The following is a 15,831-nucleotide window of genomic DNA, read 5'->3' as shown; positions in this document are numbered from 1 at the left end:
CCGGGGTGGACGACGGGTGGCCCTGCCGAGCCCCGCTCGTCGTCCGCTCCCCTTCCGGCGTCGGGAACAGGAGGACGGATGACGGCACGAACCAGGTCCTGGTCCGCGCTTTTCGCGCTGTGCCTGGGTTTCTTCATGGTCATGCTGGACGTCGGCATCGTGAACATCGCGGTGCCGTCGATGGTGCGCGAACTCGGCACCGACCTGACCACGGTGATCTGGGTGACCAGCGTGTACCTGCTCGCCTACGCCGTCCCGATCCTGCCCGCCGGCAGGATGGGTGACCGGTTCGGGCCGAAGCGCGTCTTCGTCGCCGGGCTCCTGGTGTTCACCGCGGCCTCGCTGTGGTGCGGGCTTTCCGGCAGTGTGGAAACGCTGATCGCCGCCCGCGCGGTGCAGGGTTTCGGCGCCGCGTTGCTGACCCCGCAGACCACGGCCTTCATCACGCACCTGTTCCCGCCGGACCAACGCGGCCCGGCGATGGGCGCCTGGGGCAGCGTCGCCGGCCTCGCCATGATCACCGGACCGGTGCTGGGCGGCGTGCTGGTCGACCAGCTCGGCTGGGAATGGATCTTCTTCGCGAACGTTCCCGTCGGCCTGCTCGCGTTGACGCTCACCGTCTTCCTCGTCCCCGACTGGCGGCCGGGGAACTCGCACCGTTTCGACGTCCCCGGCATCCTGCTCTTCGGCGCGGGTCTGGTCTGCGTCGTCTTCGGCGTCCAAAATGGACAGACTTACGACTGGGGAACGGTCGGCGCGGGGATCGGGATCCCGCACATCATCGGGACGGGTCTCCTGCTGCTGGGGGTCTTCGTCCTGTGGCAGCGGGCCGACCGCCGCGAACCGTTGCTGCCGTTGCGGATCTTCCGGCACCGCGACTTCTCCCTCGGCGCCGCGTCCGCGGTGGCGGTCGGGTTCGCGATGACCAGCACGCTCCTGCTGCTCGCCGTCTACGTCCAGTCGGTGCTCGGCCTGTCCCCGGCCGACGCCGGTCTGCTCATCGCGCCGCTCGCGGTGGTGTCCGGTTCCGTCGCGCCGTTCGCCGGCCGGTTGTCGGACCGGGTGAGTCCCAAGTACCTGCTGATGTTCGGGCTGCTCTCGCTGGGCGGCGGCCTCGGCGTGGTTTCGCTGGTGATCATTCCCGCGAGTTCGCCTCAGGCCCTCATCCCCGGCCTGCTGCTGTGCGGTCTCGGTGTCGGGTTCACCTTCTCCCCGATGAGCAACGTGACTCTCAACGCTGTCGAGCGCTCGCTGGTCGGCAGCGCATCGGGCATCTTCAACACCGCGCGCCAGGTCGGCGGGGTGCTCGGCAGCGCGGCCGTCGGAGTCCTGGTGCAGGCGAACGAGCCGTCGGCGCTCACGGACGCGATCAAGACGGCCTTCCTGCTTCCGGTCGGTGTGCTGCTGCTCGGCCTGCTGTGCTCGGCGGGCATGCGAGCAGGCCGACGGCGGCCGATCGGGCAGGACAGATCGCCCGATCGGATGACCGCGACCCGGTGATCACCGGCCGCGGCCTGGCTACCGTCGAAGGATGACTCTCGTACCGACGGTCGACCTGAGCACCTGGGCGGACGGCGACCGGGCGAAGCTCGCGCACGCCGTCGACGAGGCCTTGACGCGTGTCGGATTCCTGCAGGTCATCGGGCACGGAATCCCGCAGGCGACGATCGACGACATGCGCGAAGCGACCGCCTCCTTCTTCGCGCTCCCTGTCCAGGAGAAGCTCCGGTCCGCACCGGCCGACCGTGCCTCGGATCGCGGCTACGCGGCCGAAGGCACCGAAGGGCTGGCGTACAGCCTTGGCGAGACGACGCCGCCCGACCTGTCGGAGTCGTTCGTCATCGGCGCGGAGCACATCGACGGCGAGGATCCGTACGGTTTCTTCGCCCCCAACATCTGGCCAGGCCTGCCGGAGAGCCTTCGTCCCGCGCTCACCGAGTACGAGGCCGAAGCGCATCGCGTCGCACGGGTGTTGCTGGAGATCTTCGAGCAGGCGCTCGGGCTCCCCGGCGGCTACCTCGGCGCTTACACAAAGCATCCGACGCGCACCCTGCGGGTCAACCACTTCGAGCGCCGCGCCGGAGCGCCCGAACCGCTGCCGGGCCAGATGCGGCTCGGCGCGCACACCGACTACGGCATCGTCACCGTCCTCTACGCCGATCCGGTCCCCGGTTTGCAGATCCACGGTCCGGACGGCGCCTGGCACGACGTCGTCCCCGACGAAGGCGCGCTCGTGGTGAACCTCGGCGACCTCACGGCGCAATGGACCAACGACCGCTGGCGCTCCACGCTGCACCGGGTCGTGCCGCCGTCCGGGCCGGGACCGGCACGGCGGCGGAGCGTGGCGTTCTTCTTCGACGGCGACCACGACGCCCGGTTCGAATGCCTCCCGACCTGCCAATCTCCCGAAAACCCGCCGAAGTATCCGCCGGTCCTCGGCGGCGAACACCTCTACGCGAAGATCACCGGCGGGCGGACCCTCGAACCCGCCGACGCGATGAACACGGCCGCCGACCGGAACTGAGGGAGAATCCCCGGCGAACCGATGTCCGGTCCTGTCCGGCGGCTCCGACGTCTCCGGCAGAAGGCACCCGGGGCGGTGCCCGCCGAGAGGAGACAACCGTGAAGTACATGATCATGATGATGGGTTCGCAGAAGGATCTCGAAACCATGGGCGGCAGCTGGAGCGCCGAAGACGCCGCGGCCCTGCACGAGTTCATGGGCAAGTGGAACAACGACCTGGTCGAGACCGGTGAGTTCGTCGACGCGCAGGGCCTCTCCCAGCCGGCGCACGCGCGCCGTATCTCCCTGCGCGACGGGGCTCCTGTGGTGACGGACGGACCGTACGCCGAGACGCAAGAGGTCCTGGTCGGCTACACGACCGTCGACTGCGCGAGCTACGACCGCGCGACCGAGATCGCGGCAAAACTGGCGGACACCCCGTTCCCGGAGGGCTTCGACCTCGGCCGCGACTGGTACGTCGACATCCGGCCGTGCGCGGACAGCTTCGAAGAGCTGGAGCTCTAGGTGCCGGACAGCGGCGCCGAGGACCTGCTGCGCGAGCTGTCGCCGCAGGTCCTCGGCGCCGTCGTCCGCCGGTACGGTCACTTCGACCTGGCGGAGGACGCGACGCAGGAGGCGCTTCTCGCGGCCTCGGCGCAGTGGCCTGTCGAGGGGCGCCCGGACAATCCGCGCGCGTGGCTGATCACGGTCGCCTCGCGGCGGCTGACCGATCTGCTCCGCGCCGAGCAGGCGCGGCGGCGTCGCGAGGACGACGTCGTCCAGTGGACGCTGCCGGAGGAACATCTCGCGCCCGCGGCGGACCGGGCGTCCGCTGATTCGGACGACACACTCATCCTGCTCTTCCTGTGCTGCCACCCGTCCCTTTCAGCCGCGTCGCAGATCGCGCTGACGCTGCGGGCGGTCGGCGGCCTCACCACGGCGGAGATCGCCCGGGCGTTCCTGGTCCCCGAGGCGACGATGACCCGGCGGATCAGCCGCGCGAAGACCGGCATCAAGACCAGCGGCGTCCCGTTCGGCATGCCGCCGGAAGCCGACCGTGTGGCGCGGCTCGACGCGGTGCTCCACGTGCTGTACCTGATCTTCAACGAGGGTTACGCCAGCACGTCCGGCCCCGATCTGGTGCGGACCGAGCTTTCCGCCGAGGCCATCCGGCTGGCCAGGATCGTCCACCGCCTGCTGCCGGGCGACAGCGAGGTCACCGGACTGCTCGCGTTGATGCTGCTCACCGACGCCCGCCGTCCGGCGAGGACGGGGCCGGACGGCGGGCCGATCCCGATGTCCGAACAGGACCGGAATCGCTGGAACGGCGAATACATCGCCGAGGGCATCGGGCTGCTGTCCGAAGCGCTGCCGCACGGGCCGACCGGGCAGTTCCAGATCCAGGCGGCGATCGCCGCGCTGCACGACGAGGCGCCGAGCGCCGAAGAGACCGATTGGCCGCAGATCGAGGCACTGTACGAACTTCTGCTGCGGCTCTCGGACAATCCCGTGGTGGCGCTGAACCACGCGGTGGCCGTCGGGATGGCACGCGGACCGCGGGAAGGCTTGGTGGCCTTGGAAAAGCTCGGCGACCAGCGCTCCGGCGACCACCGGTTCCCCGCCGCCCGCGCGCATCTGCTCGAAATGGCCGGCGAGAACGCCGAGGCCGTCGAGTCCTATGTGGAGGCCGCCCGGCGCGCGACGAGTCTTCCGCACCAACGCTATCTGCACTCGCGCGCCGCTCGCCTGCGCTCGTGAGCTGTCCTGTCAGGTACCAAAGTCCGGAACGCACCGGGTCGAGGGGGTCGTGAGTGGCGATTCGTGTTCTATTGAGGGGTAAGGCAAAGGTGGCGTGTTCAGTCGCTCGCCCGTACGCCGACTTCGGGTGTTGCGAAAGTGGCTTTCGCAACACTTCGGGGACTCCGCCGCCCACAAGGACGGATGACCCAGGGTGAAGGGGACTTTCCGCTCGTGCAATGAGAGGAAAGTCCCCTTCACCACGCCGATCGCCACCGAACACCGGTCCGTGAAGGCCTCCTTGAGGGACCCAGAGTCCCTCAAGGAGGCCTTCACGGACTTGCCACCCGACAGGACACCTTCGCCTGTCTGCTCAATAACCCGAATCGCCACTCACGACCACCGTGCGGGGGTCTAGCAGCTGAGCAACAGGCCGGTGATCGCCGTGCAGGTCGACGTCGACGTGTTGTTGACCGCGTTCGGGTCGGCGACGGAGCTCTGCGTGATCTTCGCGGTCGTTTTGACCGGCCCGAGGGTCAGCAGTCCGGCGGCCACCGAGAACTTGGCCGTGACACTGGCTCCGGACGCGAGCGAAGCGAAGTCGCAGTTGACGATCTTCGAGCCGCTCGGGTGCGAGCACGCGGAGGAGCCGGTGAAGTTCAGCCCGTTGCCGAGGGTCGACGCCACCCGGATTCCGGACGCAGCGGCGGGACCGGCATTGGTGACCTTGACCGTGTAGTCGATCGACGACGTCAGGATCCCGCGCGGGGACGCGGTCAGCGTGACGCCGAGGTCGGCGGCGCTCGGTGTCCCGGTGACGGTCAGCACCGGGCCGTCGAGGATCTCGAAGCTGTAGTTGTCGCCGACGAACTGGTGCTGCAAGGTGACGCTGCCCAGCGGGGCGTCGTCCTTCACCCGGAAGGTGAACACCACGGTCTTGCTCTGGCCGGGCGTCACGGAGCCGACGCCGCCGCGGATGCTGCCGCCGAGCATGTCACAGGCGAACGCGCCCGGACAGGACACCAGGTCGACGATCGCCGGCAGCGAGGATTCCTTGCCGTAGAGCGTCGCCTTGCCACCTTCGATGGTGGACGTCGCGTCGGCGTTGTAGACGGTCTGCGAAACGGTGAACGTCTGTCCACGTTGGACAGTGGTCGGAGATACCTCCACCGCACTGGTCGGCGGGGCCGCGACGGCGGAGGCCGGCGCGACGAGCATGATCGTGGCCACGGCGGCCACCAGAGACAGGAGCGAGACTCTTCGAAGCTTCATCGGTTCTCACTATTCCGGTCGGGGACGTTTCGCCGATCGGCGCGGACAACGATCAGTCGCCCCGGCACGGACATTCGTTACCAGTGTCTCCCGCCAGGTGGCCCGACGCTCTCACCCGCTCGGAGTAACCGCTCGCGCGTTCCGAGAGCGCAGCGGGGGTCTTCGGTCAGCAGTTCGATCACGGCTCGTTCCCAAGCTGTGACAAAGACACCGCCGCACCTTCACCGCGGAGCGCCGGGAGCAGATTCGCTTCCTCGTAGGCGAAATGCGCTTCCAGCCCGCCGGCGATCCGCTCGAACTCCTCGCGCAAGGCGGTGCTTTCGACCTCCCCTTCGCCCTGCAACAACGCGTCGAGGTCGAGTAGCGCGCGAGACACGGTCTCGTGCTCCTCGCGCAAACGGTTCAGCGCCGGCACGAGTCCGGGATGCGCCTTCTCGATCGCGGTGAACGCGCCGTCCTCGCGGAGGTGGTGCATGCGCAGGCCGTTGCAGAAGGTGACGCAATGGCCGAGCAGTTCGCGCCGCAACCCGGACCGGCCCGCGACCGGCACACCGTCGAGTTCGGACCGCGCGGCCGCCAGCGCCTCGCGGAGTTCGGCGTGATGGACGAGCAGTTGACCGGCGATCGCCCGGCCGCGAGCGGCGTCGAGTTCCAGCAGACGCAGCGAGAAGCCCCGCTCCCCGCCTTCGAGCGGCACCGCATGCGCGGCGTGCGGCACCCCGTCGATGTCGAGTGTCGCTTGTGGACTGACGAGAAGGTCCTCATACCAAGGGGAATCGGCGTCCGGCGCGTACGCCAGGTATCCGCTCCCGGAACGGCGGCAATCGACGTGAGTAAGGCGAGGACGGCCGGTTCCGGCGTCCGCGGTGGTGATCAGCACCAGTACTCCCCAGGTAGCATCATCCTGAAAGCCATTTTGCTTTGCAAGCAAAGCCTCTTTGCTTGCAAAGGTATCTAGGAGGGCGCCCGGTGTCAACCGAGGACATGGAAGTCGACGACGCCGTGCGCGCCTTGCTGCTGCTCATGCCGCGCATGGTCGGCCGCGCGAAGCGGATCAAGATCCCCGACGAGCTCCAGTCGTTGTCGCTGGCACCGCGTCACTTGTCACTGCTGTCGTACCTGCTCTTCGACGGGCCGATGACGGTGAACGAACTGGCCGAACGGCTCGAGGTCGCCCCGACCACGGTGAGCCTGATGGTCGGGGACCTGACCAAGAAGGACGTGCTCGACCGGCACGAGGACGAGGCGGACCGGCGGCGGCGGATCGTCGCGATCACCGAACGGATGCGGCCCGCGATCGACGGCTGGCTCGCCCAGGGCGCCCGCGCCTGGCAGAAGGCGCTCGCGCCGCTGACCCCGGCCGAGCGCCGCCTGTTCATCGACACGTTGCGGGCTTACGAGGATGGACTGACCGACTAGGTGATCCGCACGGTGACCTGGTTGTCGGCGTAGGTGTAGGCCACGTATTCGAATTCGACGCCGGTGCGTTCGACGTATTCCAGCCAAGCCTTGTGCTCGTGCTTCTGCCAGCCGGGGTAATTGAAGAACTCGTCGAAGTGCACGATGCTGCCCGGCCGCAGACGGGGTCCGGCATGATCCAGCACCGTTTTCGCCGAGCTGTAGAGATCGCCGTCCACGTGCAGGAAATCGACGGCACCGTCGTGCTTCTCGAGAAAGCCGGGAAGGGTGTCGGCGAAGAGGCCGACGACGAGTTCCGCGCCGGGGACGTCCGGCAAATCGTCGCGCGCGAACGAACCGGCGGGCATCCCGTTGAGCCAGTTCTCCGGCAAGCCCTGGAACCAGTCGAACCCGTAGGTCTCGACACCCCCGCGCGCCTTGGCGATCACGCGCAGCGTGTTCCCGGTGGCGACACCGAATTCGAGCGCCATCCCACCTGACGGGGCAAGGGAAAGAGCGTACGCGAGTGTCTCTTGTGGACGCGCGAAGTGCTTGGTCCCGGTCAGGTGCTCACGGGCGAAACGGTTGCTGTCCCGCGCCGCGTCCTGATCACCGGCAAAGATCATGTCGCGGCGGCTGCGGATTTCGAACTCGATGACGCGGTCGAAACAGCGATCCCCCTGCCGGACGATCTCCGCGCGCAGTTCCGCGGCGACCCGTTCCAGTTCCTCCGTATAAGGATCATGAAATCGCCGCGCGAGCCGGTGCAGGCCCCGGCCGAAGGTGCCTCGGGCCGATCGGCCGAGGGTTTTCAGGGCTGAATGGGGTACCAGGTGACGCATTCCGGGACGATACACCAGCACCGTTCGGGTGAACGCCCTCAGAACGCCCGGAACACCATCGGCCACTGACCGGGACAACCTTCCGGCAAGCTTGTTCGTAAGGAGTTCACGTAACCCACGCGACAACTGGAAGGGTCCCAGATGCGAGGCGTAGCAAGACGATCCGCGCTGACCGTGTCCGGTCTGGTCCTCGGCCTGTCCGGCCTGCTCACGAGCACGGCCGCGGCGAGCGAGGGCTGGCGGCTGGAACAACCGCTGGACAGCACGGTGAACCGGATCTATTTCGGCGTCACGGCCACCGGCGCGAACGACGCCTGGACCGTCGGCAGTGCCTGGACCGGCAGCGCGGAGGTCCCGGTCGCCCTCCGGTGGGACGGCACGAAATGGGCCGACACCATCACCGCCCCGGTCACCGGCACCCGGCTCGCCGATGTCTCCGCTTCGGCACCGGACAACGTCTGGGCCACCGGTGACCACACCACCGAAGCGGGCACCCGGCGGCCCGCGCTCCAGCCCCGGGCAGCGGGCCCGCGGGCGGCCGCGTCGAGGTCCATCGTGATCCAGCGGTGGGACGGCAAGGCGTGGACCGGCGTCGAACACCCGAAACCGCCGGCGGGTATGGACGGTTTCCCGATCGACATCGCCGCGTTCTCACCGCGTTCGGCCTGGCTGGTCGCCTCCGATTTCGATCCGAAGACGGGTGATTCGACCTACCACCTCGAACACTGGACCGGGAAGGCGTGGGAGCCGGTCGAGATCCCACAGGTCGGCGCCCGCCCGCTCCAGCCGACCCGGGTCAGCGGCACCGGGGACGACGATCTTTGGGTCTCCGCGGCCGCGACGACGGACGGCAAGGAGACCCCGTTCCTGCTGCACTGGGACGGCAGGAGCTGGCGGCAGGTCGAGGTCCCCGTGCCGTCGGAGCATCGCACCGGCTGGCTTGTCAACCACGTCGTCCCCGACGGCCGCGGCTCGGTCTACGTCGTCGGCCGGGTGAACGAGTGGAACCCGACCGGCATCCCGGCGTTCGTCACGCGCTGGGACGGGCAGAAGTGGGCGCCGCTGGCGGCGAGCCCGTTCGACGAGATCAACGCCGCCGCGCTCGACGGCTCCGGGAAGCTGTGGACCGCGGGCTGGGTGCCCGGTGGCGGGCACATCCTGATGGCCGCGTGGACCGGGACGGAATGGCGGAAGGACGAGCTTCCGCCGGAGGTGGCCAAGACGGCCGAGGGCAGTTCGATCCTCGGGTTCGCCGCCGTTCCCGGGACGCCGGGCGTGCTGGCCGCCGGACTCGGCAGCTCGGGCGGGCTCCAGAGCACCTGGGGCGTGATCGCCTCTCACGGCCTCCGCTGACGCCCCACGAGGAGCGGTCTCATGTTCCGTGAAGGCCTCCTTGAGGGACCCAGGGTCCCTCAAGGAGGCCTTCACGGACTTGGGTCACACCTCAGCGCTCCGGGCCGTCCCCGCCGTTCTGCTCAGCCAGGAACCGCTCGAACTGGTTGCCCAGCTCCTCGGCGGTCGGCATGTGCTCGACCGACTCCGCGAGCAGGCTTTCCTTGCTCGACGCCTCCATGAACGTGTCGTACTGCTGCTCCAGCGCGCGCACGACGTCGGCGACCTTCTCCGATCCGGCGACCTGGCGCGCGATCTCGGCTTCGGCCTCCTGTGAGGCCTCCCGCAGATCGCCGTCCGGCAGGTTCAGCCCGGTCGCCTCGGCGACGGCTTCGAGCAGGTGCAGCGCGGCGCTCGGGTACGTCGAGTCGGCCAGGTAGTGCGGCACGTGCGCGGCGAACCCGGACGCGTCGTGTCCCCATTCGCCGAAGCGGAACTCCAGCAGCCCGGCGACGCTGCCCGGCACCTGCATCCGGTTGGGCAGCGGCCGGTGCTCGCCGACCAGCTCGTCCCGCGTCGCGTGCGCGGTCACGCCGAGCGGCCGGGTGTGCGGCGCGCCCATCGGGATGCCGTGGAAACCGGTGGTGAGCCGGACGTCCCAGCGTTCGACCAGCCCGCGCACGGCCGCGCAGAACCGCTCCCAGTCATGGTCCGGTTCCGGACCGGTGAGCAGCAGGAACGGCACGCCGTCGGCGTCGTGCAGCAGGTGGACGACCAGCTCGGGGGCGTCGTAGGCCTCCCAGCGGTCGATGGAGTAGGTCATCGTCGGGCGGCGCGAGCGGTAGTCGATGAGGCGGTCGACGTCGAAGCGCGCGACCACGCGGTGCTCGGAGGAGTTCAGGAGGTGCTCGGCGACGAGCTTGCCCGCCGATCCCGCGTCCATGAACCCGTCGAAGTAGTGCAGGAGCACGGCCCCGCCGAGGTCAGGGACGTCCGAGTCCACCTCGTACAGGTCTTCCGGGTCCAGCGCCACCAGATCCTCCAGGTTTCGTGCTTACAACCGTCTACGGGTGGCAACGCCCCGATAGGGGGTATCCATTCCGCCGACCGTGGCAGGAATCCTATCGGTCCGTGACAGGTGTCGTGGGCGGTCCGCTCCGAGGTGGTGCAGGCTGAAGGGGTGACTGAAGAGACAGCGACGACGGAACGGCTCACCCTGCGCCCGCCCGCCAACCGGGTCAGCCGCCGGGCCATGGGCTACTGGGCGGTGTGGGCCGCGGTCGGCTGGGTGATCCTCGTCGGCGTCCAGGCGGTGTTCGTGTTCACCAGCGACGACGCGCCGACGTGGCTCGTGGTGACCTTGACGATCTCCTGTGTGCTCGCGCCGCTGCATCTGCTGGTCATGCCGCAGTGGCGGTACCGGATCCACCGCTGGGAGGTCACCGGCGACGCCGTGTACACCCAGGAGGGCTGGCTCAAGCAGGACTGGCGGATCGCGCCGATCTCGAGGATCCAGACAGTCGACATCGAGCGCGACCCGGTCGAGCAGCTGTTCCGGCTCGCGAAACTCACCGTGACGACGGCTTCGGCCGCCGGTCCGGTGAAGATCTCCGGCCTCGACCACGCCGACGCGCTGGCGCTGGCCGCGGAACTCACGAAGACCACGCAGGCCACCCCTGGTGACGCGACATGAGCACCGAAACGCTTCCGGACGCGGCCCTCGGCCAGTGGCACCGCCTCGACCGCCGGATGCTGCTGATCCGGCCGGTGCTCGACATCGTCAAATCGCTGCCGGTGCTGATCGGGACGGTGCTCCTCGGCAAGGGCAACGGCTGGGAATGGATCGGGCTGGGCGTCACCGCGCTGACCGTGTGCGTCGGTGTCTCACACGTGCTCACGTCGCGGTACCGCATCGCCGACGGCCAGGTGGAATGGTCCACGGGCCTGTTGCTGCGCAAGCACCGCGCGATCCCGCTGGACCGGATCCGCACGGTCGACGTCACCTCGGAACCGAAGCACCGCCTGTTCTCCCTCAGCGCCGTGCGCATCGGCACCGGACGGCATTCACTCGGCCAGGGCTCGGGCAGCGACCAACTGGTGCTCGACGCGATCAGCGAGACCGAGGCGCACCGGCTGCGCACGGTTCTCCTGCACCGCAAGGAGGTCCCGGCCGGCTCGGAAGCCGAGGCAGCGCCGCCGCCCGAGCAGGTCGTGGCCGAGGTCGACCGGAAGTGGGTGCGGTACGCGCCGTTCACGCTGTCCGGGCTCGCCGTGGTGGGCGCGATCTTCGCCGCCGTCTGGCATTTCGCGCACCAGCTGAACATCGACCCGGAGAACGTCGGGCCGCTGCGGGACCTCATGGACGATCTGGCGAACACGGCGGTGTGGCTGATCGTGGTCGTCGCGGCGGTCGCCCTGCTGGTGGTCGTCTCGCTGCTGTCCGTCGGCGGCTACCTGCTCTCGTTCTGGAACTTCAAGCTCACCCGTGAGACCGAGGGCACGCTGCACGTCCGGCGCGGGCTGATCACCACGCGTTCGGTGTCCATCGAAGAGGAACGGCTTCGCGGCGTCGAGGTGAAGGAAACGCTGCCGCTGCGGATCGCGGGCGGCGCGCGGCTCACCGCGATCGCGGGCGGGCTGCGCGAGGGCAAGGGCGGGGACAAGGGCGGCGGGCTCCTGCTTCCGCCCGCGCCGGTCGGCCGGGTCCACGAGGTCGCGGCCGAGGTGCTGCGGGAGAACTTCGACCCGGCCACCGTGCCGCTGAACCGGCATCCGCGACGGGCGCTGACCCGGCGGCTCACCCGGGCGGTCGGCGGCGTGCTGATCCTGGCGGCGGCGCTGTTCGGCCTGTCCTGGATCGACTTCCTGCCGGCGTGGATGTGGCAGGTCGCGCTCGGCCTGGTGCCGTTCGCCGCGCTCGTGGGCTGGGACCGGTACCGCAATCTCGGTCACGCGATCGTCGGGCGCTACCTGGTCAGCCGCTCCGGTTCGCTGGCGCGCTCGACGGTGGCGATCCGGCGTGAAGGGGTCACCGGGATCGTCGTCAGCCGCTCGTTCTTCCAGCGCCGCGCCGGGCTGATCACCGTGACCGCCCCGATCGCGGCGGGCATCGGCGGGTACCGGGTGGTCGACGTCGGCGAATCGGCCGGGCTGGCGGTGGCGGAACAGACCGCGCCCGGGCTGCTCACGCCCTTCCTGCGACGGGAGGCTCAGCGGTAACCGGTGACGTCCGCCGGCTTGCCGGGATCCTGGACCTCGACGAGATAGCGCCAGCTGTCGGGACGGCTGCCGTCGAGGTCGGTGAATCCGTATTCCTTCGCCAATTCACCACTGGAAACCGATTTCCCGTTCCAGCGCGCGACTTCCGCGTCACCGGCCAGCGCCGCGACCGCCCTCCCGACAAACGCCGGGCTTTCAGAAATGGCGAAATGGGGCTGCACCTTCGTCGCTTCGCGCCAATTCTCTTCGGTGACCTGATAAGCGTCGAGCATCGCCTCGGAACGCAACCAGCCCGGCGTGACCGCGACCGCGGTACCGCCGTACGACGCCAATTCGTGGCCGAGCGCGAACGCCATCCGGTTCACCGCGGTCTTGGCAAGGTCGTAGAAGAAGGAAACGCGGTAGTTCTCCGAGTTGTAGTCGGTGGTCCCGTCGTTGACCTCGACGACCAGCGCGCCCGGCTTCCTGATCATGAGCGGGAGCGCGAAATGGCTGGTGACGGCATGGGTGTCGACGGCGAGCCGCAGCGTGCGCAGCCCGGTGTCCAAAGTGGATTCCCAGACGGTTTTGTTCCATTCGATGGGGGCACCGTAGATATCGTTGACCAGCACGTCCAGCACGCCCTGTTCGGCGTCGATCCGTTCCACCAGTTCGCGGACCTCGTCGGCCACCAAATGGTCGACGGCGATCGCGATCCCGTGCCCGCCCGCTTCGTCGACGAGCGCAGCCGTCTCCTCGATGGTCTCCGGGCGATTCATTTCCGACCTGCGGGAACCGGTACTGCGGCCGGTCACGTAAACGGTCGCGCCGGCGGCACCCAGCTGGACCGCTATTCCCCGTCCTGCCCCGCGGGTCGCCCCGGCGACCAACGCGATCTTGCCCGCCAATGGCTTTTCCATCATCCGAACCTAGCAAGAAGTCAGCACGTTCGTGGACCAAAGTCCCTGGTCCACTATTCACACAATGTGCTACGTTCTTGACTCTTTGTGATTGCCCCGGCGAGAGGTCGAGATGACACCTGCCGCACGATCCCTGGACACCGCTCCCCCGAAACGCACCCCCGGCGCCAGCAGCTCACGCAAGGTACTCCAGCTGCTGCTTTCCTTTTCCGAGCGCCGTTGGGACGCGAGTGTCGCCGAACTCGCAGCGAGGATCGGCACCCCCGTGGCCACGACATATCGCTATGTCGCGCTGCTGAAGGAGCTTCAACTACTAGAGGAGGGAAAAACAGGGCGCTATCACGTGACAAGCCAGGTGATGCCGCTCGCCAGGGCCGCGCAACTGGCCAACGACCTCGCCCGGCTGGCCCGCCCGGCGATGGAGGAGGCGGCGCGCGACCTCGGCGAAACGGTGTTGCTGTTCCAGCATTTCGGCGATTCCGCGGTCTGCGCGGATCGGGTCGAATGCGAACGCGCGATGCGGTTCACCTTCCAGCCGGGCCATTCCGTCCCGCTCGGCTCCGGCGCGTCGGGCAAGATGCTGCTCGCCATGCTGCCGGAGGGCGAACGCGAACGACGGCTTTCGTCGATCGTCCAGCGTCGCGGCCCGAGCGTGCGGGAAGAGGTCAAACGCGCCGGGGCGAACCGGTATTCGGTCAGCTGGGGCGAACTGGACGAAGGTGTCTGGTCGTGCTCGGTGCCGATACCGAGCACCGGGCACCGGCCCGCGGTGCTGACCCTGGCCGCCCCGGCGACCCGGATCGGCGACGACGCGAAACGGGCCGCCATCGTCACGCTCCAGTCGTACGCGAGCCGGATCCACCGTGCCGTTTCGTCGTTCTCCCTTTGACGTGAGGCAAATTCGCGCGCGCCCGGCCCCCGCGACGCGGTAGAACTCGTCCCGTGATCCGACTCGCCGTACCCGAAGATCTGCCCGCGCTCCAAGACATCGAGCGCGCCGCGGGCGAACCGTTCCACGCGCTGGGCATGGCCGCGATCGCCGACGACGACCCGCCGTCGATCGAGGACCTCACGAACTTCCGCGACGCGGGCCGCGCCTGGGTGTACGACCCGGGCGACGGCCCGGTGGCGTACCTGCTCGCCGAGGTCGTCGACGGCCACGGCCACATCGAGCAGGTGTCCGTCCATCCGGAGTACGCGCGGCGCGGTCTCGGACGGCGGCTGATCGAGCACGCCGCGGAGTGGGCCGCGCGCGAAGGACTCGCGGGGCTGACGCTGACGACGTACGCCGACGTGCCGTGGAACGCGCCGTACTACGCCCGGCTCGGCTTCGAGATCCTCGACGAGGAGACGCTCACCGAAGGACTGCGGGCCGTCCGGGCCCACGAGATCGCCCGCGGGCTGGACGCGTGGCCGCGGGTGACCATGCGGCTCATTTCCCGGCCAGCACGGAAAGCGTAGAAGCTGTGACGCCGGAGCAAACGTGGCGATCGGCGATTCCGTGAAGGCCTCCTTGAGGGACTCTGGGTCCCTCAAGGAGGCCTTCACGGACCGGCCCGGCCGGGCCCAGATCATGCGGAGATGACCCGTGCGGGGGGTCGGATTGGCCGTCGCAGTCGAACGTGTGTTCTACTGTCCGCGCCGGCCCCGGAGGGGGAAGCTCCGCGGGCCGGCACCGGACTTCAGGGAGGCACGGATGGCGGTCAAGATCACCCATCTCACCAACGGTCAGCAGGTGCGCTTCGCCAACGCGGACGGCGCCCGGCGCTACGCCGAGATCATGGGCGGCGGGGTCGACAAATGGCGGTTCACCGTGGTCAGCGGGCCCGAGCGCCCGGAATTGTCGGTGGGGGTCGTTAACGTGCCGGTATGGCGTATGACTTCCAGGTGACCGTGGACTCCTCTCGTCCCCACGACCTCGCCGACTGGTGGGCCGAGATGCTCGGCTGGCGGGTCGAGGGGAGCAACGAGGAGTTCATCCGCGAGATGATCGCGAAGGGGTACGCCCCGGAAGAGGCGACGACCACGCACAAGGGTGTCCTGGTGTGGAAGGACGGCGCGGCGATCGTCCATCCCGAGACCATGCAGCGGTTCCTCTTCCAGCTGGTACCCGAGGGGAAGACGGTGAAGAACCGCCTGCATCTCGACATCCGGATGGGGGCGGACAAGATCGAGGCCGAGCTCGAACGGCTGACCGCCTGCGGTGCGACGTTCCTGCACCGCGGCAAGCAGGGGCCCGCCGAGTGGATCACGATCGCGGACCCGGAGGGCAACGAACTCTGCCTCTCCTGAGGCGGGCCCACGAGGGCCCGCCACTGGGGGTGTCATGAAGGGACCTGGTCCCGTCGGCTGTGCCCTTCATGACCGAGCGCGCGGCCCTCGTGCGCGTCAGGCCCCGCGATTCGGCATCGAGTCGCGGGGTGTGACCTGAAGGCCCCCTTCTTTGCGCCTATCGCAAGGAAGGGGGCCTTCATGTACTTCGGCGATCTCGCGTGATCAGAGACGCAACTCGCGTGATCAGACACCGCACACCGAGTTCCGCCTTCAATCACGCGAGTTACGCGTTCAATCACGCGAGAGCGCCGTCTGATCACGCGAGCCACGCCGTCCCCGCCGCCCGGACGGACGCC

The 15,831-nt window shown here is 68.8% G+C and carries 17 protein-coding genes; 12 read left to right on the top strand and 5 right to left on the bottom strand.

Annotated elements, in window-relative coordinates:
* Positions 1 to 78 precede the first annotated feature (78 nt).
* The 4 genes from B0293_RS07270 to B0293_RS07255 all read left to right on the top strand — a co-directional run bounded on the left by B0293_RS07270 (position 79) and on the right by B0293_RS07255 (position 4,260).
* Entirely contained in the window at positions 79 to 1,500 is a 1,422-nt protein-coding gene (locus B0293_RS07270) for a DHA2 family efflux MFS transporter permease subunit (RefSeq protein WP_005150459.1), read from the top strand.
* Between the two features lie 31 nt (positions 1,501 to 1,531).
* Positions 1,532 to 2,524: an isopenicillin N synthase family dioxygenase gene (locus B0293_RS07265; protein ID WP_005150461.1), complete on the top strand. Its 993-nt coding sequence runs from the start codon at positions 1,532 to 1,534 to the stop codon at positions 2,522 to 2,524.
* Positions 2,525 to 2,631: 107 nt separating this feature from the next.
* Entirely contained in the window at positions 2,632 to 3,027 is a 396-nt protein-coding gene (locus B0293_RS07260; protein ID WP_245191819.1) for a YciI family protein, read from the top strand.
* Positions 3,028 to 4,260: an RNA polymerase sigma factor gene (locus B0293_RS07255; RefSeq protein ID WP_005150464.1), complete on the top strand. Its 1,233-nt coding sequence runs from the start codon at positions 3,028 to 3,030 to the stop codon at positions 4,258 to 4,260.
* 393 nt (positions 4,261 to 4,653) lie between these two features.
* Here the strand turns inward: B0293_RS07255 and B0293_RS07250 are convergent, their stop codons facing one another.
* Complete coding sequence (locus B0293_RS07250) at positions 4,654 to 5,511, bottom strand: DUF11 domain-containing protein (protein ID WP_143254516.1); 858 nt, start codon at positions 5,509 to 5,511, stop codon at positions 4,654 to 4,656.
* A gap of 178 nt (positions 5,512 to 5,689) precedes the next feature.
* Positions 5,690 to 6,391, bottom strand: coding sequence for a hemerythrin domain-containing protein (locus B0293_RS07245; RefSeq protein WP_005150468.1), 702 nt, complete (start codon positions 6,389 to 6,391; stop codon positions 5,690 to 5,692).
* A gap of 104 nt (positions 6,392 to 6,495) precedes the next feature.
* Here B0293_RS07245 and B0293_RS07240 point away from each other — a divergent pair, with 104 nt between their 5' ends.
* On the top strand, positions 6,496 to 6,930 hold the full coding sequence (locus B0293_RS07240; protein WP_039915209.1) for a MarR family winged helix-turn-helix transcriptional regulator: 435 nt from the start codon (positions 6,496 to 6,498) through the stop codon (positions 6,928 to 6,930).
* Here B0293_RS07240 and B0293_RS07235 read toward each other — a convergent pair.
* Positions 6,927 to 7,751, bottom strand: a complete 825-nt coding sequence (locus B0293_RS07235; RefSeq protein ID WP_052014243.1) for a class I SAM-dependent methyltransferase — start codon at positions 7,749 to 7,751, stop codon at positions 6,927 to 6,929. The genes B0293_RS07240 and B0293_RS07235 overlap by 4 nt on opposite strands.
* A 141-nt stretch (positions 7,752 to 7,892) precedes the next feature.
* Here B0293_RS07235 and B0293_RS07230 point away from each other — a divergent pair, with 141 nt between their 5' ends.
* Entirely contained in the window at positions 7,893 to 9,104 is a 1,212-nt protein-coding gene (locus tag B0293_RS07230; protein ID WP_005150479.1) for a hypothetical protein, read from the top strand.
* 91 nt (positions 9,105 to 9,195) lie between these two features.
* Here the strand turns inward: B0293_RS07230 and B0293_RS07225 are convergent, their stop codons facing one another.
* Complete coding sequence (locus tag B0293_RS07225; protein WP_005150482.1) at positions 9,196 to 10,116, bottom strand: proteasome assembly chaperone family protein; 921 nt, start codon at positions 10,114 to 10,116, stop codon at positions 9,196 to 9,198.
* Between the two features lie 105 nt (positions 10,117 to 10,221).
* Here B0293_RS07225 and B0293_RS07220 point away from each other — a divergent pair, with 105 nt between their 5' ends.
* Positions 10,222 to 10,776 carry a PH domain-containing protein gene (locus B0293_RS07220; RefSeq protein ID WP_039915212.1) on the top strand — a complete coding sequence of 185 codons (555 nt, stop codon included), beginning with the start codon at positions 10,222 to 10,224 and terminating at the stop codon, positions 10,774 to 10,776.
* The gene (locus B0293_RS07215; RefSeq protein WP_039915215.1) at positions 10,773 to 12,302 is read left to right on the top strand and encodes a PH domain-containing protein; all 1,530 of its coding nucleotides are present in this window, start codon (positions 10,773 to 10,775) and stop codon (positions 12,300 to 12,302) included. Before B0293_RS07220 ends, B0293_RS07215 begins: the two co-directional genes overlap by 4 nt.
* Here B0293_RS07215 and B0293_RS07210 read toward each other — a convergent pair.
* Entirely contained in the window at positions 12,293 to 13,201 is a 909-nt protein-coding gene (locus B0293_RS07210; RefSeq protein ID WP_005150485.1) for an SDR family oxidoreductase, read from the bottom strand. The genes B0293_RS07215 and B0293_RS07210 overlap by 10 nt on opposite strands.
* Positions 13,202 to 13,313: 112 nt before the next feature.
* On the opposite strand from B0293_RS07210, the gene B0293_RS07205 reads away from it, so the two are divergent.
* The 4 genes from B0293_RS07205 to B0293_RS07190 all read left to right on the top strand — a co-directional run bounded on the left by B0293_RS07205 (position 13,314) and on the right by B0293_RS07190 (position 15,493).
* Complete coding sequence (locus B0293_RS07205; RefSeq protein WP_039915217.1) at positions 13,314 to 14,090, top strand: IclR family transcriptional regulator; 777 nt, start codon at positions 13,314 to 13,316, stop codon at positions 14,088 to 14,090.
* Between the two features lie 53 nt (positions 14,091 to 14,143).
* Positions 14,144 to 14,662 carry a GNAT family N-acetyltransferase gene (locus tag B0293_RS07200; protein ID WP_005150487.1) on the top strand — a complete coding sequence of 173 codons (519 nt, stop codon included), beginning with the start codon at positions 14,144 to 14,146 and terminating at the stop codon, positions 14,660 to 14,662.
* A gap of 235 nt (positions 14,663 to 14,897) precedes the next feature.
* Positions 14,898 to 15,092 (top strand): hypothetical protein, encoded by a 195-nt coding sequence (locus tag B0293_RS07195; RefSeq protein ID WP_005150488.1) that lies wholly within the window; start codon positions 14,898 to 14,900, stop codon positions 15,090 to 15,092.
* Positions 15,071 to 15,493 carry a VOC family protein gene (locus B0293_RS07190; protein WP_005150490.1) on the top strand — a complete coding sequence of 141 codons (423 nt, stop codon included), beginning with the start codon at positions 15,071 to 15,073 and terminating at the stop codon, positions 15,491 to 15,493. Before B0293_RS07195 ends, B0293_RS07190 begins: the two co-directional genes overlap by 22 nt.
* The last annotated feature ends 338 nt before the right edge of the window (positions 15,494 to 15,831 follow it).

The sequence above is a fragment of the Amycolatopsis azurea DSM 43854 genome, from assembly GCF_001995215.1.
In the GTDB taxonomy this organism is placed as follows: Bacteria; Actinomycetota; Actinomycetes; order Mycobacteriales; family Pseudonocardiaceae; genus Amycolatopsis; species Amycolatopsis azurea.
This window is presented reverse-complemented; position numbering and strand designations above follow the sequence as displayed.

Coding starts and splice junctions, on each gene's coding strand:
- B0293_RS07265 (WP_005150461.1), top strand. CDS start 1,532: ATGACTCTCGTACCGACGGTCGACCTGAGCACCTGGGCGGACGGCGAC.
- B0293_RS07195 (WP_005150488.1), top strand. CDS start 14,898: ATGGCGGTCAAGATCACCCATCTCACCAACGGTCAGCAGGTGCGCTTC.
- B0293_RS07210 (WP_005150485.1), bottom strand. CDS start 13,201: ATGGAAAAGCCATTGGCGGGCAAGATCGCGTTGGTCGCCGGGGCGACC.
- B0293_RS07270 (WP_005150459.1), top strand. CDS start 79: ATGACGGCACGAACCAGGTCCTGGTCCGCGCTTTTCGCGCTGTGCCTG.
- B0293_RS07230 (WP_005150479.1), top strand. CDS start 7,893: ATGCGAGGCGTAGCAAGACGATCCGCGCTGACCGTGTCCGGTCTGGTC.
- B0293_RS07250 (WP_143254516.1), bottom strand. CDS start 5,511: ATGAAGCTTCGAAGAGTCTCGCTCCTGTCTCTGGTGGCCGCCGTGGCC.
- B0293_RS07235 (WP_052014243.1), bottom strand. CDS start 7,751: ATGCGTCACCTGGTACCCCATTCAGCCCTGAAAACCCTCGGCCGATCG.
- B0293_RS07205 (WP_039915217.1), top strand. CDS start 13,314: ATGACACCTGCCGCACGATCCCTGGACACCGCTCCCCCGAAACGCACC.
- B0293_RS07240 (WP_039915209.1), top strand. CDS start 6,496: ATGGAAGTCGACGACGCCGTGCGCGCCTTGCTGCTGCTCATGCCGCGC.
- B0293_RS07190 (WP_005150490.1), top strand. CDS start 15,071: ATGGCGTATGACTTCCAGGTGACCGTGGACTCCTCTCGTCCCCACGAC.
- B0293_RS07260 (WP_245191819.1), top strand. CDS start 2,632: ATGATCATGATGATGGGTTCGCAGAAGGATCTCGAAACCATGGGCGGC.
- B0293_RS07215 (WP_039915215.1), top strand. CDS start 10,773: ATGAGCACCGAAACGCTTCCGGACGCGGCCCTCGGCCAGTGGCACCGC.